The organism is Thalassoglobus sp. JC818 (assembly GCF_040717535.1).
In the GTDB taxonomy this organism is placed as follows: Bacteria; Planctomycetota; Planctomycetia; order Planctomycetales; family Planctomycetaceae; genus Thalassoglobus.
The window spans coordinates 396,416-422,397 of sequence record NZ_JBFEFI010000002.1; the positions used below are offsets into that span (position 1 = coordinate 396,416).

The 25,982-nt window shown below is 53.1% G+C and carries 17 protein-coding genes; 9 read left to right on the forward strand and 8 right to left on the reverse strand.

All coding sequences use genetic code 11. The features are described 5' to 3' along the window. Positions 1–63 precede the first annotated feature (63 nt). Positions 64–2,355 carry a TolC family protein gene (locus tag AB1L42_RS06000; RefSeq protein WP_367052413.1) on the reverse strand — a complete coding sequence of 764 codons (2,292 nt, stop codon included), beginning with the start codon at positions 2,353–2,355 and terminating at the stop codon, positions 64–66. Between the two features lie 616 nt (positions 2,356–2,971). Between AB1L42_RS06000 and AB1L42_RS06005 the strand changes: the two genes are divergently transcribed. The 6 genes from AB1L42_RS06005 to AB1L42_RS06030 all read left to right on the forward strand — a co-directional run bounded on the left by AB1L42_RS06005 (position 2,972) and on the right by AB1L42_RS06030 (position 10,957). After that, complete coding sequence (locus AB1L42_RS06005; RefSeq protein ID WP_367053174.1) at positions 2,972–3,913, forward strand: proline racemase family protein; 942 nt, start codon at positions 2,972–2,974, stop codon at positions 3,911–3,913. Continuing rightward, entirely contained in the window at positions 3,910–5,202 is a 1,293-nt protein-coding gene (locus AB1L42_RS06010) for an FAD-dependent oxidoreductase (protein WP_367052416.1), read from the forward strand. The genes AB1L42_RS06005 and AB1L42_RS06010 overlap by 4 nt, the downstream gene beginning before the upstream one ends. A gap of 226 nt (positions 5,203–5,428) precedes the next feature. Beyond that, the gene (locus AB1L42_RS06015; RefSeq protein ID WP_367052418.1) at positions 5,429–7,030 is read left to right on the forward strand and encodes a Ppx/GppA phosphatase family protein; all 1,602 of its coding nucleotides are present in this window, start codon (positions 5,429–5,431) and stop codon (positions 7,028–7,030) included. A gap of 626 nt (positions 7,031–7,656) precedes the next feature. Next, positions 7,657–8,670 (forward strand): DUF1559 domain-containing protein, encoded by a 1,014-nt coding sequence (locus AB1L42_RS06020; protein ID WP_367052420.1) that lies wholly within the window; start codon positions 7,657–7,659, stop codon positions 8,668–8,670. 187 nt (positions 8,671–8,857) lie between these two features. Next, positions 8,858–9,928, forward strand: coding sequence for a rod shape-determining protein (locus AB1L42_RS06025; protein WP_367052422.1), 1,071 nt, complete (start codon positions 8,858–8,860; stop codon positions 9,926–9,928). Positions 9,929–10,003: 75 nt separating this feature from the next. Further along, positions 10,004–10,957, forward strand: a complete 954-nt coding sequence (locus tag AB1L42_RS06030; protein ID WP_367052424.1) for a rod shape-determining protein MreC — start codon at positions 10,004–10,006, stop codon at positions 10,955–10,957. 179 nt (positions 10,958–11,136) lie between these two features. Here the strand turns inward: AB1L42_RS06030 and AB1L42_RS06035 are convergent, their stop codons facing one another. Then, positions 11,137–11,346: a hypothetical protein gene (locus AB1L42_RS06035; protein ID WP_367052427.1), complete on the reverse strand. Its 210-nt coding sequence runs from the start codon at positions 11,344–11,346 to the stop codon at positions 11,137–11,139. Between the two features lie 425 nt (positions 11,347–11,771). Here AB1L42_RS06035 and AB1L42_RS06040 point away from each other — a divergent pair, with 425 nt between their 5' ends. After that, the gene (locus AB1L42_RS06040; RefSeq protein WP_367052429.1) at positions 11,772–14,591 is read left to right on the forward strand and encodes a response regulator; all 2,820 of its coding nucleotides are present in this window, start codon (positions 11,772–11,774) and stop codon (positions 14,589–14,591) included. A 126-nt stretch (positions 14,592–14,717) separates the two neighbouring features. Here AB1L42_RS06040 and AB1L42_RS06045 read toward each other — a convergent pair whose 3' ends face one another. The 4 genes from AB1L42_RS06045 to AB1L42_RS06060 form a co-directional block, all read right to left on the reverse strand. Continuing rightward, positions 14,718–16,496 (reverse strand): ABC-F family ATP-binding cassette domain-containing protein, encoded by a 1,779-nt coding sequence (locus tag AB1L42_RS06045; RefSeq protein WP_367052431.1) that lies wholly within the window; start codon positions 16,494–16,496, stop codon positions 14,718–14,720. A gap of 96 nt (positions 16,497–16,592) precedes the next feature. Beyond that, positions 16,593–17,915, reverse strand: a complete 1,323-nt coding sequence (locus AB1L42_RS06050; RefSeq protein ID WP_367052433.1) for an amidohydrolase family protein — start codon at positions 17,913–17,915, stop codon at positions 16,593–16,595. 50 nt (positions 17,916–17,965) lie between these two features. Then, positions 17,966–21,184 carry an amidohydrolase family protein gene (locus AB1L42_RS06055; RefSeq protein ID WP_367052435.1) on the reverse strand — a complete coding sequence of 1,073 codons (3,219 nt, stop codon included), beginning with the start codon at positions 21,182–21,184 and terminating at the stop codon, positions 17,966–17,968. A gap of 48 nt (positions 21,185–21,232) precedes the next feature. Further along, positions 21,233–21,358: a hypothetical protein gene (locus AB1L42_RS06060; RefSeq protein WP_367052437.1), complete on the reverse strand. Its 126-nt coding sequence runs from the start codon at positions 21,356–21,358 to the stop codon at positions 21,233–21,235. Positions 21,359–21,455: 97 nt separating this feature from the next. Here AB1L42_RS06060 and AB1L42_RS06065 point away from each other — a divergent pair, with 97 nt between their 5' ends. Further along, positions 21,456–22,790 (forward strand): DUF1501 domain-containing protein, encoded by a 1,335-nt coding sequence (locus AB1L42_RS06065; protein WP_367052439.1) that lies wholly within the window; start codon positions 21,456–21,458, stop codon positions 22,788–22,790. A gap of 50 nt (positions 22,791–22,840) precedes the next feature. On the opposite strand, the gene AB1L42_RS06070 is transcribed toward AB1L42_RS06065, so the two are convergent. Together AB1L42_RS06070 and AB1L42_RS06075 are read right to left on the reverse strand one after the other, a co-directional pair. Next, positions 22,841–23,653, reverse strand: coding sequence for an AAA family ATPase (locus AB1L42_RS06070; RefSeq protein ID WP_367052441.1), 813 nt, complete (start codon positions 23,651–23,653; stop codon positions 22,841–22,843). Positions 23,654–23,669: 16 nt separating this feature from the next. Then, a complete protein-coding gene (locus AB1L42_RS06075; RefSeq protein WP_367052443.1) occupies positions 23,670–24,098 on the reverse strand; it encodes a hypothetical protein in 429 nt (142 codons plus the stop codon). Between the two features lie 205 nt (positions 24,099–24,303). Here AB1L42_RS06075 and AB1L42_RS06080 point away from each other — a divergent pair, with 205 nt between their 5' ends. Beyond that, on the forward strand, positions 24,304–25,779 hold the full coding sequence (locus AB1L42_RS06080) for a family 16 glycoside hydrolase (RefSeq protein ID WP_367052445.1): 1,476 nt from the start codon (positions 24,304–24,306) through the stop codon (positions 25,777–25,779). Positions 25,780–25,982: the final 203 nt, after the last annotated feature.

A 25,982-nucleotide genomic window follows, 5' to 3' on the forward strand; every position in this document is an offset into this window, starting at 1 on the left:
ATCCGTGCGGTGACGAACCGTCAGTGAACGAGACGGCGAATGTTGAGTTCCCGTGAGCAATCTCTATTCGTTTGTCTTCCACACAAAGGACTCACCAAAGACCTCTGTTGTCGACGTCGTGCTTCCCTGTCCGTCTGGCTTGGCAGGCGGGTCGTAGTCAGGCTTTTTTAATGGTTCTGGAGCCTCTTGTGGGCGATCCATGGGCACTGCTGGTTGCTGTTGTGCAGCCGGCGGTTGCGGTGCAGCGGCTGGAGGAGCAGATGGGACGGGAGCGTCTCCTGCAGGTGCTGGTGGGGCGAGTTCAGGAGGTGATCCTGCTGCTCCATTGTCCATTGGAAACGCGTCGTCGTCGATCGGTGGAAGTGATTCGAGATCCGATTCCGTCGGCATTAGCTGATGACCCGATTCAGATGCGGGTCGCGAGAGATAAACTCCCCCGAATGGTGCATCGACAGAGAACGATGGTGGTGCTTCGACCGGCAGTTTCGCGGGCTTGGCGTGCAGCCGGGCATTGCTGTGATACCGGGCATCTTCGTACGCCTCTGGTTGCCATCCCCCTTCAGCCAACATGACTCCGCTGTTGATGAGAAGCGTACCTTTTCGCAACTCGAAGTCGGTGATGGCTTTGTTGTAGTCCACCACGCTCTGATGGTAGGCAATCTCCGCTTCGGCCCCACGAATGACAGATCGCAGGACAACGTCGGGATCTTCGATCAAATTCAGTCGCTCGCGACGGTTCAGAATTTCCCGCTGCACGGCATCAACTCGGTTGTAGTTGGCACTGGCAGCCTGGTAGGTCCGGCTCAATTCCTGGAAAGAAATTCCCAGCTCGAGGCTGATTTCTTCCTCTTGTTCCATCAGGACTTTTTCAGCTTTGGCGAGTCGCAGTTCATAGTTCTGGACCTGGGCACGCTGAGACCTCAAACCGATATCCCATCGCATCTGGAAGCCGAGATTCCATCCCGTGAGATTCCCATTTCCGATGGTATCGTAAAAGTTTCCAAACTCCGGCTGGTTGTAGCCGAGGAGTTCATCTCCGAACCCGTTAATCTGATAACCGCTTACGAAATCGAGACGTGGTCGAACGAGGCTTTCCGCAGCGGTGAGCTGCAATTGCAGGCTCTTGATGTTCCACTTCTGACGACGCAATTCTGTTCGGTGCGTCAGTGCTTCGGTCAATGCCTGATACCAGTCTGGAATGATTTCAGCAGTCACAGGGGCATCGCTTGGACGCAGGACGGTTCCATCGCTGACCGGCAATCCGAGCAAACGACGAAGTCGAATTTCTTGTGAGTAAATCGCCGCTTGTGCATTCGTTGCAGAAACTTCGGTTCCGTAGAACTGATCCGAAGCTTGATAGACGTCTGACAGATAGACACCTTCTTGTCCGATCTCGTACTGCGTGGCGAACAACTGACGCAGCTTGTAAGTCGATTCACGTGTCTGAGTTGCGACATGGAACTGCTGGTACGCGAGGTACAAGTCCCAGTAGGCGTCTTCAACATCTTTGACGAGGTTTCTCACCGCCAACTGGAAGTCGGCGATCGTGACGTCGTTGTTGATTCGGGCAATCAAGACCCCCTGGGAAACCCCGGAAATTCCGCCGAATGACTGGCCAATGGGACCAGCGATGCGTGTAAACTCAGTTCCTGCACCAGCTAACAACGGCAACTGATACTGCAACTGCACGTTCCCGGAGTAGACCGACTGAAAGACTGACGGCGCGTTGGTTCCGAGGTAGTTAACGTTGTGGTTCACGCTCAAACTGCCCCCGTTACCGAAGGTTTTCGAGAGCGATGATGCGAAGGTTCCGGTTTCAGCAACCTGAATCCCCCCACCGGCAATTCCACCTCCGGAGAAGGCATTGTTTGTGGCTTGTTCGTTTCGACCCCAGATCATCGAGGTTTGGAACTGCGCATCAAAAGCGGAAAGAGCAGCTTCGACACCACGTCCACCGAAGAGAACTCCACTCTCCTGAATGGCAGGATCGTAAACCGAAGGAATTCGATCGGGATTGGTATAAATCCCGTTCGCTGTCGATAGAAATGTTCCTGCCGGGCGAATGATTTCGCTGTTCATCAAAGCAGTTTGAACCGCTTCTCCGAGCGAAATTTCACGAATATCAAGGTGCTCTTTCGAACGCACCGTGACTGGGACCTGTGTGTCGACAACTTCCGGAGAAATGGGCGAATCCACAGCGGGATAGTCAATTTCGGTGGCGTGATCGCGGTAGTAACTGACGTTGGGATCACCGAGATACGAAACGTCGGTTCGAGATTGAACGCAACCAATGGCGAGGCTGGCCAGAACTGCGGTGGCGAGTCCCCATTTTCGGCTGGATTTTTGATGCATCATCAGCATCGCACATTACTCCCTCAAGTCGGTTCACCGGATTGGCTCCCGAGAATTTTGATCGAGCGAGGTCAATGAACTCGCCATCGTCGAGACTCAAAATCGCGAAGAGGAAGGTCCCGGTGAGGAAACCTGCTTTTCGACTATCGGCGATCTCACCGGATCGAGTTGACTGATTCCTACAAGAGTCACAATCCCTCAATTTGTTAACAGCCGGATTCTTGACCCAATTTGCCCATTCTGAAGGAGCAGTGATGCGATCTTCGATTTGAGGCGTTTGAAATGCAGCGATGGAGGAAGAATTGATGAAGACCTGCCAGCCCATTTCATGCTGACATAGCTGGCTCTTTGTGTTGTTTCTTCTCGTGAGCGGTGAGTTCGCTCACATCGAGGGATTTTCAAAACAGAGATTGAGCGACAATCTGATTTGGACGTGTCTCCGTCAGAAGACAACTTCGATTGAGTTTGTCACAATTTCACAGCACACGATTCCATGTGTTCGAGAGCATCGTCGCTTGTGATTGGCTGCGGTTGACGTCGCCCAATTCGAGGACGTTCTGACGTTTTGTAAGACATCAGCGGATAAACATTCTTCATGTCGCTTTCTGAACATTCTGATGTGGTCCAGAGAATCGGGGTCATTGATTCGAATACTGGAGGGGAACCGACAAGAGTCGTCATTTCCGGCGGACCAAATCTCGGCAGCGGTTCACTGATCGATCAGCGAGAACGCTTGCGAACTCAATTCGACGAATTTCGTTCCGCAGTGGTCAATGAACCCCGCGGCTCAGACGTGATGGTCGGGGCGTTGCTCTTGCCTCCGCAGTCGCCTGAAGCAGTTGCCGGAGTCATCTTCTTTAACAATGTCGGCCCGCTCGGAATGTGTGGACACGGGACGATTGGCGTTGCAGTCACGCTGCGAGCCCTCAAGCGAATTGAGCCCGGGAAGCATCTTCTGGAGACACCGGTAGGAGTCGTTGAATTTGAACTTCTGAATGACCATGAAGTTCGATTTTCAAACGTGCTTTCGTACAGATTTGCGAAAGATGTTTCGGTCGATGTTCCGAGTCTCGGTTCATTCACGGGAGATATCGCCTGGGGCGGAAACTGGTTCTTTCTGATCAACGATCACAGTTTCGATTTGAAACTCGCCAACGTTGAGGAACTGACGTCCGTCACCTGGAAGATTCGCAAAGCCCTCGCTGCCCAGGGGATTTGTGGAGCGAACGGGGCAGAAATCGATCATATCGAACTGTTCGGTCCCCCGCTGGACCCGTCGAACGACTCTCGGAATTTCGTGTTGTGTCCCGGCAAAGCTTATGACCGTTCCCCATGTGGGACCGGAACGAGTGCCAAACTCGCCTGTCTGTATGAGGATGGAAAGTTGAAGCCTGGGGATTTGTTTCGGCAGGAAAGCATCATCGGAAGCGTCTTCGCTGGCAGCGTTCAGCCGGTGGAAGGGGGCGTGATTCCAACGATCACAGGTACGGCGTTTGTGAATGCGGAATCGACCCTCATCCTGAATGCCAATGATCCGTTTCGTTTTGGAATCCGGCCGTGACTGACACGACTCTCTCGACAGCGAACAACTCTATGAACTCTCAGGCACCATCCATCACAATTCTCGGCGGTGGCGTTGTTGGAGCAGCTTGTGCTTATTACCTGAGTCAAACCGGAGCGAAGGTCACGATTCTCGAAAAGGGGACTTTCGGGGGAGCCTGTTCCCACGGTAATTGCGGATTCATTTCGCCCAGCCACATTCTTCCCCTGTGTCAGCCCGGAGCGATTCAATCCACGCTGAAGACATTCTTCCAACGAAATTCAGCATTTTCGATTTCACCACGATGGGACCCAGCCCTTTGGCGATGGCTCTTGAAGTTCGCATCAAATTGCAATCGACAACACATGCTTTCCGCAGGACGGGCGCGGCAAGCACTGCTCGATTCATCACGCGAACTCTATGCGAGCCTGATTGAGACCGGAGTCCTCAACAATTGCGATTGGCATTCCGATGGGCTTCTTTTCGTTCATCACTCTGCGAAGAGTTTTGAGCACTACCGAGAAGTGGACAAACTGCTTACGGAAGAATTCGGACTTAGTGCGAAAGCGTTTCCTGGAGAAGATCTCAACGAGTTGGAACCGGCTTTGAAGCCGGGGCTCGGAGGAGGATGGCTTTATGAATGCGACGCACACATTCATCCGAGTCAATTGATGGCTGCCTGGCGTGCCTGTCTGGACCGACAGGGCGTCGAGATTCGAGAACAGACCGAAGTCCTGAATCTGAATCGAACACGTTCAGCGATTACAGAAATTGAAACAACGTCCGGAAAAATTAAAGTCGATCAACTCATCGTTGCGCTGGGAGCATGGACTCCCCAACTCATGAAGCAGCTGGGGCTGTCGCTCCCAATACAACCGGGCAAGGGGTATTCGCTGACGATGCCTCGCCCGGAAAATTGCCCGCGTTATCCGATGATTTTTGAGGAGCATCGAGTCGCGATTACTCCATTGACGAATGCTTATCGGATTGGTTCAACGATGCAGTTCGCCGGCTACGATACTTCTCTTCCTCCGTCTCGGCTCAATCTACTGCTCGAGGGGGCGAAAGAGTATTTGCACACGCCGACCGCAGAACCTGTTCAGGAGCAGTGGTACGGTTGGCGACCGATGAGTGCCGATGGTGTTCCGATGATCGGTCAGGTTCCGAAGTTCGACAACACCTGGGTCGCATCAGGCCACAGCATGCTGGGAGTTTCAATGGCTCCAGCAACAGGAAAACTGATGGCCGAGCTGGTCACTCGAGCACCGACTCACGTTGACACTGCCCCCTACCGGCTTAACCGGTTTTAGGTCGTCGTGATCGGTTCATTTCGTTGACGTGAACATACTCTTAACGTTTGCGTGCGTCCGCGAGCTGCCAGCTTCCAAGACTCTTTGCACTCCAATTGTGGGGACTGCAAAATCTTGTCAGAAATTCAGGGGCGATCTGGCCTCCCATTTTCTATGATGTGCCTGAAGTTGCAGAATTCGAGCATGCTTCGAACTGCTCGGGAGCGAAATTGTCAGGAGGCAGCACGTGAGCACAATTCACCGGACGACAACTGGGCGGATCCGAACGGTCGCTGTGATTGATGTCGGAACAACGTCGATTCGCATGGCGATTGCAGAGATCAGCGGAGAAGGCGAAGTCCGTCTGCTGGAATCGCTCTCGCAAGGAGTTGCGCTCGGGAAAGATACCTTCACGACCGGGGAAATTGCCCGCTCGACAATGGAGGAGTGCGTTGCAACTCTCAAGGACTATCGACGCAAACTCGATGAGTACTCGATTGTCCGCCCTGAAGATATTCGAGTGATTGCGACCAGCGCCGTCCGCGAAGCTCTGAATCGAATGACGTTCGTCGATAGAATTTTCGTCGCGACGGGATTGTTCGTCGAGACGCTCGATGCTGCCGAGCTTCATCGCGTCACCTATCGCGGAGTTCAACCACTGCTGCGAGCGACACCAGACCTCTTCGAGTCGCAAGCCTTTGTTGTGGAAGTAGGAGGAGGAAGCACGGAACTGCTGCTCCTGAATCAGGGCAACGTCTCCCACTCGCAGGCGTTCCGTCTCGGGTCGCTGCGAATGCAACAGACACTCGCAGCTTACAATGTTCCAAGAGAACGCATGCGGCGCGTGATGCTCACAGAAATCCGCAGCCACCTCGAACCCCTCACCGAACTGATCCAACCCGATGTCCCGGCCATTATGGTGGCGATGGGTGGAGATATCCGATTTGCCGCGAGTCAGGTTTCGAAAGAGCCGGTCAGCGATGACCAACTCACGAAGATCTCTCGATCGGACTTATCTGAGTTTACGGATTTCCTCTTCACGAAAAGGGAAGAGACACTCGTCTCCCGATACCAGCTTTCGTTTCCAGAAGCGGAAACAATCGCACCAGCGTTGCTGATCAATCAGACTCTCGCTGAGTTGCTGGGCGTCGAGACCGTTTTGATTTCGAACGTGAATCTGCGAGATGGCCTCATTCGAGATCTCGCCGACGGCGGAAACTGGAGCCCGGAGTTTCAGTCGCAGATCATTCGCTCTGCGTGGAAGCTGGCTGAGAAATATCACGTTGATAAAGATCATGCTGCGTGTGTTGCGGACCTCTGTCGACAGCTGTTTCGTCAGTTGCAAGCCGAGCACGAACTGGATGAGCGGTTTGAGACATTCCTTTATGTCGCAGCCCTGCTTCACGAGATTGGAACGTTCATCAGTGAGTCGAGCGTTCACAAACACTCGATGTATTTGATCATGAACAGCAGCCTCTTCGGTTTAACTTCCGATGATTTGAATCTGGTGGCTTTGGTCGCTCGATACCATCGCCGGGCACTCCCCAAGCCCAGCCACCAGACTTACGCGGCGCTTGATCGCTATCGTCGAGTGGCTGTCTCGAAACTGGCAGCCATCTTGCGAATTGCCATTGCGCTCGATGCGTCTAGAACTCAACGGGTTAAAGAAATCACCTGTACTCGAAACCGAAACCGACTTGTGATTTCTGTTCCGGTGATCGATGATTTGTCCGTTGAGCAAATTTCTCTGCGCAGGAATCGCCAGTTCTTCGAGTCGATCTTTGGCCTCCAAACGCTTCTGAGGACGCGGATTCGCGAAACGAAATCGGAACCGAGTGCGCAGCTTTAAAACGCTTCATTCCATGCAACACTGCGTGAGAGAAAACGAAGGAAGATCTGTTAGGCATTCCCTGAGCGGGTGCATGCTCGATTGTGATGCTTTAGAATTTGGAAATGTACTGCCCACGGCGAAGGACATCATTTGATCGATTGGCGTTATTTGCGCTGACGGTGTGGATCGGCTTAACGAGCGTCGGTTTCTCCACTCAGCAGAAGACGTGCACTTGCGGTCCGAAGAGTCGTCAGGGTGCGCGGCAGTGTTGCTCAGGCGGGCAGTCGAATGCACAGTGTTGCTGCTCCAAGACTGATTCCGCACCCAAGTGCTGTTCGGGAAAGAGTGAGAAGGCTACCGAATCGAGTTATCCCGTTTCGGTACGTAGTTGCCGATGCGGAAGTCCGGTCTCGGTTCTCTTCATTCTCAATTGTGAACCTCGCCTCCTATCCGATTCGCCATCAGGCTGGCTGAATCGACCGGTCCAAAGTTTCGTTGACATGATCGACGAACAACTCGTGCATCGCGTCGATCCGATCGATCCCCCTCCTCCGAAGTGTTGAGTGCGAACGCTCTATTTCGAACTCAATTTCACTTCCCTGATCCAGTGTTGCTGGTCAGGTGCTCTACTTTCGGAGGGAAAGATGTTTTCTCGCAGACAGCGCCGATGCGCTTTTACACTCATCGAACTTCTCGTCGTGATTGCCATCATCGCAATCCTGATCGCTCTGCTACTTCCAGCTGTTCAACAGGCGCGTGAGGCTGCCCGTCGAACTCAGTGCAAAAACAATCTGAGACAGCTCGGACTGGCTCTGCACAATTACCATGACATCGCGGGTGTTCTGCCGCCGGGTTACATCACTCGAGATGTTCAAGCTGGCGATCCTGCCTCGGCCGAGAACGGCCCGAACTTCGCGTGGGGAACGATGATCCTTCCCCAGCTTGAGATGACTCCGCTCTATGAACAGATCGACTTCGAACTGAACGCTGATGACACAGCCAATCTCGTCAGTGCAGCCACTCCCATTTCTACATTCACCTGTCCTTCCGATCCTGGCCCGTTGCAATTTACGGTCGATGGGACCGCGGGAGGTGTCCAACTGGCCAAGTCGAATTTCGTGGGAGTTTACGGATACGGAAGTGTCACGATGAATCCGGGACGACCTGATCCGGCTGGAGTTTTCTATCGCAACAGCAGCACTCGTTTTCGCGACGTGACCGACGGACTCTCCAATACGATGCTGGTCGGCGAACGTGCTTCCACTCATCAGTTCGACCGGACTGTTCCTTCAGTTGCTGCCAATTCAACCTGGTATGCCGCGATCCCCGGTGCGATGCGTTCCTCTGGAATGATGATGATGGCAGATGAAGGTTCTGCTTCGCTGGTGCTTGGTCATGTCGGACAAATGATGAGCATGGGTGGAGGAATGGGAGGCGGTATGGGCGGTGGGATGGGGGGCGGAGGCATGGGCGGAATGCAGATGCACCACACTCCCAATTCGACCAATCACATCGTCAACTTTTCCTCGAATCACGTTGGGGGAATTCAGTTTCTGCTGGCGGATGGATCGGTCCATTTCCTCAGTGAAAATGTCGACTACAACACCTTCCGCTGGCTTGGACAACGTTCCGACGGAAACGTGCTCGGTGAGTTCTAAGCCATTCAGATGGTTTTGCTGCATCCATTTCTACCGATCGATGCTGTGATCGTTTATGCGAATCACAGCCCGATCGTCTAAGAGATGGTTCAGTTTCGAGAAGTGGACAAGTGGTCACTCTTGTTGTCGTTTCCGTCTTGCCGCCGTGCCGGGAATCACGATACAACTTGTCCTTCCTCTCGAAACCATGGATGGACACTCTGCAGGGATGCTAAATCGGCTGCGCGACTGGCTTTGCCCCGATCTCGGAATTGACCTCGGTACGGTGAACACATTGATCACCTTACGGGGGCAGGGTGTCGTATTGAATGAGCCAACGATTGTCGCTCGGTCGAAAGACTCTCGCCAGATTCTGGGTCGCGGTGCAGCGATCGGGAAACTCGCGAAACAGATGGTTGGTCGGACTCCCGGATCGATCGAAGCAGTGCGACCGATCAAACATGGAGTCATCACCGACTTCCACCTCTGCGAGCAGATGCTCAACTACTTTATTCGCAAGGCAGCTCCTCCGAAGGGTGGACTCCGCCCGCGAGTGGTCATCGCCGTTCCGTCGGAAATTTCACCCGTCGAGAAACGAGCCGTCTTCAATTCAGCCGAGCGAGCCGGGGCGGGTCGAATCTATCTGATTGAAGAAGCCAAAGCTGCCAGCATCGGTGCAGGGTTACCGATCTCTGAACCGCTTGCCAACATGATCTGCGACATCGGAGGCGGAACGACTGAAACCGCTATCCTCAGCCTCGGTGAAATCGTCGCCAGCCAGTCGACACGCGTGGCGGGCGATGAAATGAACGAAGCGATTCGTGACTACATTCGGCAGCGATACTCGTTGAGAATCGGAATTGGAACCGCTGAGCAAATCAAAATCGAAATCGGCAGCGCAGCGCCGCTTGCTTCGGAATTGAATACGGAAGTTCGTGGGCTTGATGGAATCAGCGGAATTCCGCGGAAGGCGACCATCACGAGTGAAGAGATCCGGGAAGCACTCGTTGAGTGTTTGTGGAAGATCGTCGGAAGCATCAAGCTGACGATTGAAGGATGCGATCCGGAGTTGATCGGAGATCTCGCTGACACGGGACTGGTGCTGACCGGCGGCGGTGCATTGCTTCGAAATGCCGGGCAATTCTTTCAGGAACATCTGGGCATTCCTGTCCGAGTCGATGATGAACCACTGACAACAGTCGCACGAGGAACTGCGATCTGTCTCGAGCATCTGCACTACTGGAGGAAGAAATTCCAAACCGAAGGAGCAGGGTTTTGAGCAAAGTCAGTTCGCTGGAATTGATCGTGTCGTTACTTGTTTCCCCGCTCCAATACTTAAGCGCCTGAAGTACCAATGCCCGCTTCGTGGAAACGTCCAATACTATGTTTCGCCGGCTGGGTCGTCTTCGCTTGCCTTCTGTACATCGGACCAGATCACTGGAAAGGTCAACTGCGCACATCGCTCGGCGACGCTGCTGGTTTGACATTGCAGGGAATTCAACAAGCCGAGAAATCTGTCTCGTCGCTGTTTCGAAGACCGCTTTCACCGAGTGAAGAGAGCCCTCAAGACGCGGTCGAAGCTGAGCGATTCAAAGCCGAGAAACGAGATCTGCAAACTCAAATCGCACAACTTCGACGCGAGAACGAACGTCTTCGACAGGTCCCGGAAGTAACTCCGCCCTCACAGACATCTTCACTTTTGACGACACGTGCGATCGACGCCAACGTTTTAGGAGTGACGGGCGAAGAATCTTCGATGACGGTCTCGCTCCTGGTTTCAGCTGGCAGCCGTCACGGAATTTCGAGTGAGGAGCTCGTGCTTGAGCAAACCGGATTGCTGATCGATCAAGGTGAGAATGCCGATATCCGGCTCGACCGGTTGGTAACCACCGGTCGCGCGCTTTTGGGGCGAACACATCAGGTTGGCCGCTGGACGACGATTGTCCAACCGATCTTCGATCCACAGTTTCGAATGGCTGTTCGCCTCGTTCGTGAATCGGAGCTTGGACTGGTGGTCGGCACGTCCGGGATTCTCGAAGGAACCGGGGAAGACTGTCGCATTCTTGAAGTGAAAGGAACGGAGCCGGTTGCTGTCGGAGACCTCGTTTACACCGACCTTGCCGCTTCGCTTTCCTCTGTGCCGATCTATTGTGGACGAGTCATCGAAGCAACGATTCTTCCTCAAGAGACTCATTGGACGATCCGCGTCGCTCCAGTCTGGGCAGCGGGATCGATCCCGAAAAGAGTGTCTATTCTGCAAACCGAATTTGCAGTCGAACGCGAGGAAGATCTCCCATCGCAACCGTAAAGCGAGTTGTCGCGAGCGGAATTTGATTCGGAATGAGAGTCTTCTCTCGCTCAGAGATTCGAAGCTGAAACGTGTCCGTAAGCATTTTCGGATTTTGTGTGCACTCCCTCGCACGAGCAAGCACAGCCTTTTCACTTGTGAAACAGTGCAAGCGAGTGCACAGGAAAGAGCAACTTGCTCTAGTCCAGTCGATCGGGGTCGAAGACTGCTGCTGAATACGCAGAGTAAATGTGCATCAGCCATCCCAACCAGAAGATCCACAATAAGATGTCGATCACCAGATGGATCAGTCCGACAAACGGACGTCCCTGGAGGAGTTGTCCCAACCCGGGGATGAAGAAACTACACAAAGCTGCGACCACATTTCCGCCGCTTCCACGACCAGCCATCCGCTGATTCCTTTCTCAACGTCTCAATTCACGAAAAGTTTCAATGTTGTCACGATTGCATCAAGGCAAATCGTGCTCTGATTTCGATTCAGTCCAATCATTCTACGTTGAAGATGAATCGGGTCGAGGGTTCATCTCTCTGAAAAGCGATCACGACCATCAGCACTCGTGTTATTGAGAACGTTCGGTTGCCATCAACATTGGAGTGAGATCATTGAATCCAGAGAATTCGTGTACTCAGAGTCATCCCTTGTCTGGTAAGATTAAGCAGCGAAGTGACACGGTAGTCAGGTGCTGGGAAAGTCTGGAGCTGGATGCTCTATTTCGTGCAGACGCCTGAACTCATAAGCTCGGGGGATCACTCGATGAGATCGCGCGAGTTCGTCGAAACAACCTGAAACACGCTCTTGCAGGCCCTGCTGATTATGTCGGATGAGAGTTCCTCTTCAGATCCCAAGTCATCACTGCAATGGATATGGAGTCCTGAGAGCGTCCCGTCTCAAGGATCGAATGTTCAAAACTGGGACGCTTACCGGACTCTGCTCGACAGCTTGCCGTTCCACATTCTCATCAAAGATCGATCGGGCCGCAGAGTTTATGGGAATCCGGCCTATCTCAAGCTGCATAACTTCACGCTCGAAGAGATGCAGGGGAAAACGGACTTTGACCTCTTCCCGGAAGATCTCGCTCGCGAGTTCAGTGCTGATGACCAACAGGTGATGTCGACGGGGGAACGCTCTTGGGCAGTTGAGAAACACCTCAATGCAGACGGAGAACGCTATTGGATTGAGCGAATTAAAACTCCGCTTCGCACTCCGGACCAAAAGGTCGTCGGCGTGCAGATTGTTTTCTGGGATGTCTCCCGGCTCAATCGAACCGAAGAGGCGCTCGATCATGAACGCTCGCTCATGTCGTCCCTGATGGACAATATTCCCGATGCCATTTACTTCAAAGACAAAGCGAGTCGCTTTATCCGGATGAGTTCTGCCCAAGCACGCAAGTTTGGAATTGAATCGGCGGATGCAGCCATCGGTCTCACCGACGCAGACATATTTACTGAAGAACATGCCCGTCAGGCTCTTGCGGATGAAGCAAAGATCATGGCCACGGGGGTTCCGATGGTGGCGCGAATTGAAAAGGAGACATGGCCGGATCGGGAGGACACATGGGTCTCAACGACCAAAATGCCTCTTCGAGACAGCGCTGGTGAAGTCGTCGGAACATTCGGGATTTCCAGAGATATCACAGAACTCAAGAAGACGCAGGACGAATTACAACAAGCTCGCGATTCGGCCGATTTGGCAAGCAAAGCCAAGAGTGACTTTCTTGCCAACATGAGTCATGAGATTCGAACTCCGATGAACGCGATCATTGGGATGACGGAGTTGCTGCTCGATACCAGTCTTGATCGATCGCAGCGGGAGTATTTGAAGATCGTCCAGGAATCCGGGGAGTCTTTACTGAGCCTTCTCAACGACATCCTCGACTTTTCCAAAATCGAAGCGGGTCACCTGGAACTGGACCGCAGGTCTTTCGACCTTCACCAAAGCATTGGAAACACGCTGCGCTCACTCGCTCTGCGGGCACACGCGAAGGGCATCGAATTGGCTTACTCGATTGACCCCAAGATCCCGATGGCTCTGATTGGGGATGTCGGTCGATTGAGACAGGTCATCGTGAACCTCGTCGGGAATGCGATCAAATTCACTTCGGAAGGCGAAGTTGTCCTGACGATCGAAGCAGTGGAGTCGACGCAGGACCTCATCACTCTTCAGATTTCTGTCCGTGATACGGGGATTGGAATTCCTGAAGACAAGCAGGCTCTCGTCTTCGATGAGTTTCAACAGGCGGATTCATCGACGACACGAACATACGGCGGAACCGGTCTCGGGCTGGCGATTTCGTCGCGGCTTGTACAGCTGATGAATGGAGAGATTTCGGTTCAGAGTGAAGCCGGGAGCGGAAGTACCTTCACGTTCTCCGCGCAGCTGGAGATCGATCATGCGGAAGATTCGAACGTACAGCCAGATGTCTCAGAGATTGAAGGGGCTCGCATTCTGATTGTCGACGACAACGCGACGAATCGTCGAATCCTGACTCAGATGCTTTCGAACTGGGGAGTCCAACCGGAAGCTGTCCACTCCGCGAAAGCCGCATTTGAAGCGCTTCGGCAAGCTGCTGAAACATCCCGACCGATCCAGGCGGTTCTTCTGGATGTCAACATGCCTGAAGCATCGGGATTTGATTTCGCAGAGTGGGTCCGTAAAGAAGTGCAATTTCAGACTCTGCCGCTGTTGATGCTTACATCGGGTGGAAGACCTGGCGATACGGAACGCCGACGGGAACTCAACATCAGCGCCAAGATGATGAAGCCGGTCAAGCAGTCCGAGGTTTTCGAAGAGATTGTACGAGCGCTCGGTGTACAGCCATCTGCCGGGATGAATGAGGTTGAGGAAGCATCGTTAGATGTCGATCAATTCAAGGGCTGTCGCGTTTTGCTGGCAGAGGACAATCTCGTCAATCAGAAATTGGCGGTCGGAATTCTCAACAAGCTGAACTGCGAAGTGACCGTTGCCGAAACCGGAATCGAGGCCATTGACAAGTGGCAAAAGGCTGAGTTCGATGTGATTCTGATGGACATTCAGATGCCGGATCTGGATGGTCTACAAGCGACGCAACAGATTCGTGCTCTGGAAGCCGAAGATAAACATCTTCCAATCATTGCCATGACCGCACATGCAATGTCGGGAGACCGCGAGAAGTGTCTGGCCGCCGGAATGGATGACTACCTTTCGAAGCCTGTCCGAGTGGGTGAGCTTCGCGAGAAATTGAGTTCCATCATGAACTCGTCGAATGGTTCGTCGTCGACATCGACCCCTGATGCGGGATCGCCAGTCGAAGATCCATGGAAGAACTACGACTGGTCGGTGGCATTAGAGAATGTCGCTGGGGATCTTGAACTTCTGGAAACCGTGCTGGACGCATTCCTCGCGGAATACCCTCCGCTTCTCGAGGGGATTCGAACCAGCATTGAAAATGAAGAGTTCGACCGACTCAGCAAGAACGCTCATACACTCAAGGGGACTCTTTTGAGCATTGGAGCCCTCGCTCCCGCTGAAACGCTCTTGTCACTTGAAGAGTGTGCGAAGAATGAAGATTCAAATCGGGCGCAGACTCTCAATCATCAGCTGCGCTCCGAGTTCGAAAAGCTCATCCCGATCTTGAAAGCTGGTCCCGGCGCGTAATAGCCGAGATTGAACTTCCCGAATTAGAGCATTTTTTGCTTTGGTGTGAACGAACTCGCACGAGCAAGCACAGCCTTTTATCTTGTGAAGCAGCACAAGCGCGTGCACAGGAAAGAGCAACTTGCTCTATTCTCCGCTTTGAAGTTCCAGCCAGCGGTCCTCTGCTTCCGTCAATTGAGACTGAACTTCGGTCAGTTCTTCGTGAACTTTCATTGCTTCCGTCGCGTCGGGAGTTTTCGCGAGTTTGTCATTGAGCTCACGTTTTCGGTCATCGAGACGAGCGATTGATTTTTCGAGCTTTGAGATTTCGCGTTGAAGCTTCTTCTCTTCTTTCCAGTCGGCTTGCGTCCGTGTCGATTCCGGAGCTAGTTCAACTCCCGGCGACGACTTTGCTTTTGAATTTCGCTCACGTTCTCCGTCGTCGATCTCTTTGTTGACCGAGTAAAGATAAGAGTCGTAGTCGCCTCCGTAATTCCGCACATGCCCGTCGCGGACTTCGATGACAGACGTCGCGAGACGCTTCATGAAGTGCCGATCGTGGCTGGTGAAAATCACAGTTCCTTCGTAGTCCTCGAGTGCGTCGAGAAGTGATTCAATAGTCTCAACATCCAGGTGGTTGCCCGGTTCGTCGAGAACGAGAATGTTGTAAGTCCCGAGAAGCAGGCCGGCGAGACAGAGACGTGCTCGCTCTCCCCCCGACAGGACTGATACCTTCTTCTTGGTGTGTCCTCCGCGAAAGAGCATCGCTCCAGCACCCGCGAGAAGTTCTTGCGTGGTCGTGCCGGGTTTGGCGACGTAATCGAGGTACTCAAGGACAGTTTGCTCGGGCGGAAGGGATGTGTAGACGTGCTGCGCGTAAGTTCCGATCTCACATCCATAACCCCAGCGGACATCCCCCTCGACCGGTTTCAGTGACTCGACGAGAGTTCGCAGAAGCGTGGTTTTTCCTTGTCCGTTATCCCCGACGATTGCAGCGCGATCGCCGTGTTCAATCTCCAGGGTGATGTCCTTGGCGACGGTATTTTTCGGATAACCAATGGCCATACCTTCGCAACGAACTGCTGGACCTTTTCGAGGTTCGACCGTCGGGACGCGAATGTGCGCGACTGCTTCCTCGGCAGCGATGTCAACGAGTTGGAGGCGTTCGAGTTGCTTACTTTTCGATTTCGCTTGAGCAGCAGTGCTCGCACGGGCGCGGTTCTTGTCGATAAATCGCTGGAGCTGTTTCTGCTTCGCTTCGACCGCCGCGTTGATTCGTTCGTCGTGTTCTTTGCGTTCTTGTCGGTACTCCAGGAACGATTCAATTTGTCCGGGGTACATCGTCAGTTTGCCCCGAGAGAGTTCGAGGGTTTCTGAACATGTTTGGCTGAGGAATGATCGATCGTGAGAAACGATCAAACAAGCCTGATTGAACCCACGCAAGAAGTGTTCGAGAAGAATTTGTGTTCGAAGGTCGAGGAAGTTCGTCGGTTCATCGAGGACAAGCAAATTCGGTTCGTGAAGGAGGAGGGCTGCCAGCTTGACGCGGGTCTGCCATCCTCCGGAAAGTGCCGAAATCGGACCTTCAAGGTAGGCTCCCTTGAGTTCAAACTGACCAGCGACGGCGCCGCATTTCCAGTCGGGTTGTCCGGAATCGCGCAGAAGGAAATCCATCGCAGATTCGCCGGGCTGAAACGGATCGTGCTGACGTAAGTAGCCGATTCTTAGATCCGGGCTGCGAATGACTTCTCCGCTGTCCAGATCTTCTTCACCGAGAAGAACTCGGAGAAGCGTCGATTTTCCGGCACCGTTTCGGCCGACGAAACCAACTTTGACGTTTTCATACAGCGTGACATCCGCCTGATCCAGAAGCATCTGGTCGCCGTAGCTTTTCTCGCCTTTGACAAGTTGCAGCAAGACAGACATCCGTCCACCGTCCTTACACACAGAGAGTTGTTAAAGACGGCGGATAGTACGCGCCAGTCGAATCATCGTAAAGCGATGACCCGTAAATCCCGGATTCTACTGGCTTCCCAGCTGTCGATACTTTTGCTGATACTTTTCGTAGAGCCGGGTGTGACGGCTTGTGAGCTCCACGGAACGTCCTTGAATCCACGCATGTGTGACACTCGTCGGCGTTTCGAGCGGGTCGCCGTCTGTCACAATGAGTGTCGCATCTTTTCCGACGTCGAGGGATCCGACGCGATCTTCGATTCCATAAATCTCTGCAGGGGACAACGTAATCGCTTTCAAGGCTTCATCTTCGGGAAGTCCGTAAGCCACAGCGACGCCCGCGTGATACGGAAGGTTTCTGGTATTCGACGAGCTTCGCGATGACGCACTGCCTGAGATAGCAAACGAAACCCCCGCTGCGTGTAGCCTCGCAGGTAACGTATAGGCAGAGTCGAATGCATCGTTCCTTCGACGAGGGAGTCGGTACACGGCGGAGACAACAACTGGAACTTCGTGCTTCTTCAGGAGATCAGCACACGCTGGAGCATCGTAGCCGCCAAGGATGACGATTCTGATATTCTGTTCGACGGCAAACGCAACGGCAGATTGGATGACGGAAACGGAATCCGCCCAGACCAGAATCGGAATTTGCCGATCGATCACCGGGCGAAGTGCTTCCAGCTTGAGATCAGTCTGCTGTTGGCTTTGATCCCCAACTCGACCAGCGCGATAGGCTCGAGCTTCATCGAGCAGGTCTCGAAGTTCGTCAACACGGTCCTTGTCGTTGGAGCCGTCTTTGAGATCGTTTTTGACACTTGGCCAGTTCACGATCATTCCAATGGATGGTTCCAACGCGAGGTCTTCACTCGTCCAGCCATCCAACTGCAGCATCGAAGCTTGACCGGAAACCAGACCACCTTCCGGAGCAGACAACGCGAGAAGGACTCCATTTGCTCGCGCGACTGGAATCAATTCGCTGTCGGGATTCACAGCTGCGACAGCCCGCACGTTGGGGTTGATGGAGCCGGTCTCACGCTGGTCTCGACTGGCCCGGACCGCTGGAATTTCAACAAGTCCGAGAATCGAATGTGATTCGATTAAGCTGGGATAGATTCGCTTACCTGCGAGAGAAACTCTCTGTGTGTTGGCGGGAATCGCAATCTCTCGGGCGGGGCCGATGGCTGTGATTTTCCCCTTCTCGAAGAGCACCACTCCGTTGGGAATTGGAGGCTGACTCACTGGGTAAACATCGGCTCCGATGAGTGCAATCGGTCCTCGCTGAGGGCCTCCCGGAATTTCATCCGATGCCTTCAGTGTTAAGGAAACAATGAGAGCTGCCAGAACACTAGCACAGAATAAAGTTCGGGATCGGATCACTGAATTTAGTTTCATAACATGACACATATTTGAGCGATGAATGCGATCAGGGCATGGATTGCGAACTAGTCCTGAAAACCGTGAACTCCACAGAACATGTCGTCACGTGGCCAGAGTTGTTCCGGGTCATCCGGTTCCGCGTCCGGGTCTTTCATGTCTTGCCCTGTCTTCAGGATCTTCTGAATCAATGAGTTCCGCATAGAGTCGTTTCGTGCAGCAACGACCTGACTTTGCGTGTAGTCGAAGTACTGACGGCCATCGATCCATGTCTGCTCACAGCGAGACGTCGTCGAGAGTGGCGAGCCGAACCAGACAACGAAGTCCGCATGTTTTCCGGCTTCCAGTGATCCCACATACTCGTCGATCCGAAGCTGTTTGGCGGGGTTCAGCGTGACGAACTTCAGAGCTTCTTCCGGACTGAGTCCTCCGTATTTAATGGCTTTGGCTGCCTCAGTGTTCAGGTGCCGGGCGAGTTCTCGATCGTCGGAGTTGAACGAGACGACAACGCCAGCTTCGTGCATCAGAGCACCGGCGTAAGGGATCGCGTCGTACACTTCAAACTTATAAGCCCACCAGTCGGAGAACGCAGAGCCCATCGCTCCATGTTCAGCCATGGCATCTGCGACTTTATAGCCTTCGAGAATGTGCTGAAACGTTCCGATCGTGATATCGAATTCATCGAGAACACGAATGAAAGCCAGAATCTCATCCTGGCGATAGCTGTGACAGTGAATCCATCGATCACCGGCGAGAATTTCAGCGATGGCATCGAGTTCAAGATCACGACGCGGAGGAATTCCTTCTCGGTCGCGACGGTATTGTTCCTGTCGTTGAGCGTATTCCTGGGCTGCGCGAAATTCGTCGATGAAAATTTGCTCGACACCCATTCGTGTTTGCGGGTAGCGAGAAGTGTGATCGTCGCCCCAGTTGCTTTGTTTGACGTTCTCTCCGAGGGCGAACTTAATGCCTGCCGGAGCTTCACGAAACTTCAGCTGTTCGTCGTTCATTCCCCAGCGCAGTTTGATGACTTGATTCTGTCCGCCGATGGGATTGGCAGAGCCGTGAAGAATGTTGGACGTGGTCACTCCACCAGCCAACTGGCGGTAGATGTTGATGTCATCGCAATCAATGAAGTCGCCGATCCGGACTTCAGCGGTAATGGCCTGTCCACTTTCATTCACTCCGCCGTCAGTCGCCATGTGGGAATGACAATCAATCAGCCCGGGAGTGATGTGCATGCCGGTTGCATCGACGGTTCGAGTGTTTCGGTCGATGGGAACATAGGCTCCGACCGCAACGATTTTTCCTCCGTCAATGAGAAGGGTGCCGTTTTGAATGATCCCTTCCGGACCGGATGTCCAGATCGTCGCACCGACGAGGGCAACCTTCTCCGAAGTGGAAACGACTTCATCGACGCCATAGGCTCCGAGCGGATAGTTCACCGCGAACGACGAAGACAGGTCTTCTTCCTCATCGTCGGATTCTTCTGACTCGTCGTCTTCACTCTCTGAGGTGTCTGAAGAGTTCTCTTCTGAGGGCGATCTTTCTCCTGTGAAAGTCTTCTTCGTGGCATCGGGATAGAGGATATGTCCGGAGCCGGTGTTTCCATCCTTGTCGATGACCATTGTCCAGCGGACAACTCCCGGCGTCGGCTTGTCGTAGCTCAGGAACGTTCCACTCAGGCGAGTTCCATTCAGAATGAGCTTCGTCAGTTTGAATATTTTCTTGTCTTCGTCGCTTTCTTCCTGAGACGAGTCTTTCTCTTCTGAGGCCGCATTCGGATCGTCGTCAGAGATTTCTTCGGTCTCGTCTTCGGGAGGGGCGTCAGCGTTGGAATCGCTCACTTGATCGTCGGGAACTTCTTCCATCTCTTCAGGTCGCGACAATTCTCCACTGAGCTTTTCTTTACGTTCGCTAATCGATAGTTTCCATTGCTCGACAGACTCTGCATCTGATGGATCGACAATGCTGAGAGTCCATTCTCCAGTCACTTCACGATCTGACGGTCGATCGAATTCGAATCTTTGACCGGCAACCCAGGTCTCGACCACTTTCGATTTCTTTTCGAAAAGGTCGCCGTCGGTGATGACGAGATTCGCCAACTTCCCTTGTTCGATCGTTCCAACCTGGTCGTCCACGCCGAACAACTCTGCGGGGATGACCGTCAATGCAGAGAGTGCTCTGTCTCGGGTAAGACCACGATTTACTGCGGTTCGAAGTCCTTCAAGAAATTTGGACGGCGAATCGAGTCCATTCGTTGTGAAGGCGAAAGTAACGCCCGATTTTTCGAGGCGTGCCGGATTCTCTGGAGCCAGGTCCCAGTGCATCAAATCTTCGAGAGATGCATTCATCGCTGTTTCGATGGTTCCGACGTTCGGCGGCTTGGGATAGTCAACGGGAAGAATGACAGCCCGCCCGGTTCCTGCGATTTCATTAAGTCGGCGGTATTCATTTCCGCTGCCAAGGACAGCTAACTCCAATCCAAATTCTCTCGCAAAACGATCGGCTCGCAAAAACATCAGTTCGTTCGTCGTGTCTGCGATGAAGAGTCGATCATCGGCAAGATCGAGATTGAGTGCGTCGAGCGCGTCGTTCTGTTCGGGTCGCTCCAGCGTGGGATCTTCCTTCGCGACGGACCAGGCGGAGTCGTACCACTTGGCGTCGTAAAATGCCTGACGTGCGAGAGCGACAGCCCCCATTGGGGAGTTGGGTGATCGTCCTCTCCCACGCTGGACAGTCAGTTTGATGTGTTGCGTCGCATCGGGTCGCAGAATTGCTTCACTCGCAGGTTTCCCCGTGAGCAGAATGACGGAGCCGGACCCTTTCAGAATGCCTCCATCCGGTGCAGCCAGGACCGAGGTGAATCCTTGTTTTCGTCGAGTCGACTGGTTCAGCGAATTCACGTCTAGCTGTCGCGCGACTCGCAATTGAGGCCGAATCGCTTCGTTCCAATAAGGGGCTCCACTCTCGATCGGTTCGGTCGAAACACTTTGCTCGACGTAAGCGTCGACAAATCCGGCATAAATTGTTTTGTCGGAGCAATCGACAACCTGAGCTTCTGCTGGAGCGACTAGGCCTGCACCGACGACCGAGATTTTCCGATCGACAACGAGGATGTCCGCGTTTTCGAGTTCCACTCCAGGTCGAACGACGACGTGGGCATTTCTCAAAAGGAATGTTGACGGAGAATGACTCCTGAGCCCTTGCGGCTGCGCAGTCGAAACATCGTCCGCAGCCACAGTTTGGATTCCCATCCAGAGAATTATGCACAACGCCAAACGCATCTTGTCTCTCCCTGTTTCGTTGAGACGAGAGGATAGAACGAACCGGACTCATTTCGCCAGCGACAGAACGCGATCGATTGATTCATCCGGATCTGGAGTGGGTTTCACAGGTTCGATGATCGTGACTCGTCGACCGGAATCCTGAACCAAGTTGGATGACTTTGGACTCGCCATGAGTCGTTGCAAACTATAATCTGAAGAATTGATGAAGTTTGATGACTGCCACCTGAACGACAACACACGACATAACATCATTGACGGACTTCCTAAGATGCTGCGAATTGTTGGAACAGAAAAAGGCCGATTGTGTGGTCGTCAATCGCGACGACGTTTCCTCCAAGTGGGAGCGCTCGCTCCGTTTGGCTTGAGCCTCAGTCAACAGCTTCGGGCGGAAGCGAACGGTCATCCAAAGTCGAACAAAGCGGTCATTTTGATCTGGCAGCATGGGGGGCCATCGCAGCTCGATACCTTCGACATGAAGCCTCATGCTCCCTCGGAATATCGAGGGCCATTTCGCTCGATCGAATCGACGCTTCCCGGATTGCCCGTCTGCGAACTGATGCCATGCCATGCCAAGGTGATGGATAAGTGCACGGTTGTTCGCAGCTTCTCACACAACAATGGAGACCACTGGGCAGCCGCTCACTGGATGTTGACCGGACGTCTGGGAGCGAATGGTTCAGACCGTGTGCCGCGACAACCTTCAATGGGTGCAGTGGCATCTCATCTTCTTGGCCCCACGCAGCCGGGAAGTCTTTCGTCGGTCAACATTAACGATGGAGGATTCGGGTTCCATGGCGGAGCCTGGTTAGGAGTTCAACACAATCCGTTTCGAACCGGCGAATTCAGCTACGGGAATGAAGCTGGCCGACTGCCGACTGGAGATGCCAAGAGTTTCGAACTCGTCGATTCACTGAGCGAGAGTCGGCTGATGAATCGCGTTTCGCTGCAGCGGCAACTCGATCAACTCCGCTATCAAATGGATCATTCGGGAGTCTTCGCCGGGATCGATGAAATCGATGGGCAAGCTCTCGATATTCTACTCACTGGCAAGACGCGAGCAGCTTTCGATCTGTCACAAGAACCGCAGTCACTTCGAGATGCTTACGGCCCGGGTTGGGGTGAACAGGCTTTGTTGGCGCGACGACTTGTCGAGGCTGGTGTCCGTTTCGTTTCCCTGAACACAGGTTACTGGGATGATCACGGTCGAATTGAAGCCAACCTTCGTTTCAAACTCCCCAGACATGATCAGGCAGTCGGTACGTTGATTCAGGATCTGCACGATCGTGGAATGCTCGACGATGTGACTGTGATCTCAGCTGGAGAATTCGGAAGAACACCGCGCATCAATGGCGACGCAGGACGAGATCACTGGCCACAGGCGCAGAGTATCCTGTTTGCTGGTGGAGGGTATCGCCACGGGCAGATTGTCGGAGCGACCAACAGCAAGGCAGAGTTCCCGACCGATCGGCCGATTAGCGTGGAAGATTTCTGTGCAACCGTCTACGACGCTGTCGGACTCAGCACAGATGATACGATCATCGACCATTCGGGACGCCCGACGCACCTCGTTCCTTCCGGCGACGTGATTCGCGAACTTGTCTAAGCCGTTTTGCAGTCGTGGTGCGTTCGGAGAATTTCGACAGGAGAATACAGTCAGGCGATGACTGTTTCGATCTCTTCGTTGGCCGTTTGGAGATCAAGCGGGCCGAGAGTGTCGAGTTGATCGGCGAAACCGACGAGAAGGGCGAGGTCGCAAATCTGATTGATCTTGCGAGGAATTCCTCCGCTCAGTTCCCAGGCTGTCTGATGAGCGTTCTCGTGAAACTGGTCGTCAACTCCGCCTGCGACACGAATTCGATGCTGAATGTATTCCCGTACTTCAGTGGCTTTCAGCGGGGAAAGTCCGGAACGAACCGCGATGCGTTGATCGAGGCCGTGATGATGCGACACATGAGAGAGAAGTTCTGTTCTCCCCAGTAGCAAAATCGTAAAGTCAACTCGCGGATTCTCACGCAGATTGAGCAGCAGTCGAATGACGTTGAGCTGTTCGTCACCGAGCAGATGAGCGTCGTCAACCAAGAACACCACATGTTGACCGGAGTCGGCGACTTCCACGAGTTTCGATTCGAGGTCGACTAGAATTCCATCGAGCGTTTGATCGGGATCGCCACCGATTCCCAAGCGAACTGCGAAATATCGAAGCAAATCTTCCGGATCAAGCTGTGGAATCACCAGTCGAATGAAACGGAGATTCTGAGAAGACTTTTCGTCGTGCTCGAGAACGTACGGGAGGAAAGACTTTCCGGTCCCATGTTCTCCCACAATCAGCCCGATTCCTTTTCGCTGCTCGATCAGATAACGCAGCTTCAAGAGAGCGGTTTGGTGCGAGTGCGCCGGGAAGTAAAACCTCGGATCAGGGAGGTCGTCGAATGGTCGGGAGGTGAGCTTCCAGTACGTCTCATACATTGAATGAACTCACACTCTACTTTGACTCATCTTCAACCGGGGCAATGACACCGACAAGCTGTACAAGTTTCGAAGCTTGTTCTTCTGTTTTTTTGAATGAGGTCTGCTCAACAACGTTCTCGGCGAGCGAAGCTACTTCTCGATGCTGTGCTTGCGAGACTTCTGCCGTCGTCAATTCGGTGGATGTATCGATCGATGTCGCAGCTCGAGTCCGCACTGCGACGTATTCGGTCTGTTTTTCTTCTCGCTGCCCACTGGCAGATTTGACGATTGTCGGTGAATCGTCAGATTGTCGATTCGAAGTCTTCTGTTGATCAGTCGAAATGCTGGAAGCAGACGTTGGCGATTGTGTCGGAGTCGTTGGGCTGGTGACCAATGCGATTCCAACCACAAACAGGCTGCCCGCTGACCAGAAACAAAGTCGTTGCTGCATCCGTGGGCTCATCACTGCTCCATTTCGCTGAAATCTGATGGAATAGAGCAGAGTGCTCCACTCTCATCATCGACAGGAACGGGGCAAACCTTGACGGTTTTGCGGATAATGTCGGCTTTGGCGGCAACATCAATGCTTCAACACTTGAATACTTGTGAATTTGCTCATCATACTGGAGAGCCACACTACGTATTCCTGCCTCGGAGAAACCGACAACATGCGCCAACCATCTTTCACAAGTTCTTTTCTGCCGCAGATGCTGAGCTTCGCAGCTTGTTGCCTGCTCGTCTGCCCCGCTGTCACGTCAGCGTCTGATGATCCCTATGGGGGATTCAAAATGGGAATCCAGAGTTATTCCCTGCGAGGGTATCCCGTTGAAGAAGCTCTCAAGCATTCCGAAGAACTCGGACTGACCTATTGGGAAGCCTATTCCAAGCATCTTCCGATGTCGACGCTCCCTTCTCACATTGAAGATCAGAAGAAACTGCTCGCGGGATCGGGAATTACTCTTGACGCATACGGAGTGGTTGGCTTCGACAGCAACGAAACCAAAGCTCGCGAAGTCTTTGATTACGCCAAAGCGATGGGACTGCTCTCGATCAGTGCCAATCCAAAGAAAGACGAAGCGACCTTCGCACTGCTCGATCGACTAGTCGAGGAATACCAGATCCCAATCGCGATTCACAATCATGGTCCGGGAGCCGACTACGACAAGGTTGACGACGTCTTGAAATGGGTCGATGGACGAAGCCCGTTGATCGGAGCGTGCGTTGATACCGGACACTATCTTCGAAGTAATGAAGATCCAGTTGAGGTCATCCAGAAACTCGGCAAACGAGTCTACGGCGTCCATCTGAAAGATGTTCGAACGATCTACTCAGATGAAGAAAAAGCAACGCTTCTTGAGTCACTCCCACCGAACCGAAAGAAACACCTCGAACAGGAAGGCAAGATCTTCACCATTCTCGGTGAAGGGGAATTGAATGTCGTGGGTGTACTCAGAGCACTGCGAAACATTGACTTCGACCGCAACCTGTCACTCGAGTACGAAGAGAATCCTGAAAACCCACTCTCAGACATCGAACTCTGCCTTGCAGAAGTCCGCCGTGCTGTCGCTTATCTCGACGATGAAGAAGAAGGCTTCGTGCAGATCTGGGATGGAGAAACATTCGACGACTGGACGATCAACGAGTCACCAGAGACCTGGAAAATCGCCGACGGAGCAATTATCTGCAACGGACCTCGCAGCCACGTTTTCTACACAGGCGATCTGGCACCGTTCGAGAACTTCGAACTCAAAGTCGATGTGATGGCGGAACCGAACAGCAACGGTGGCATCTACTTCCACACCGCTTACCAGGATGAAGGCTGGCCAAAAGCCGGGTTCGAAACTCAGGTCAACAACACCTATCACAAAGATCCACGCAAAACCGGAAGCCTCTACGCTGTGGATGATGTCAACGAACAACACATTCCGGACAACACATGGTGGACTCAGCACATCATCGTGAATGGCAAGAACGTCAAGATTCTGGTCGATGGAAAAGTTGTCACTGACTACACCGAACCGGATGGGCAGAAGGCTCAACAAGGTTTCGATCGACTGATTGGCAAAGGAACCTTCGCTCTTCAGGGACACGATCCCGGCAGCACTGTTCACTTCAAGAACATCCGCGTGAAGAAGCTTCCATAAAGTTTCTATCCCGGACAACGCATCACAGCCTCGGAGCATCTCCGAGGCTGTTTTCGTTTATAGGAAGGAAATTCATTAATGGTTGCTTAGACCGCTTCACGATCATCCGGATCGTTCTGATTCATGCGGAGGCAGCGGATTGAATACCTGTCGTGGATGATCATCTTTCGGTGAATTTCGTCTGAACTCTTTTTGACCACAAA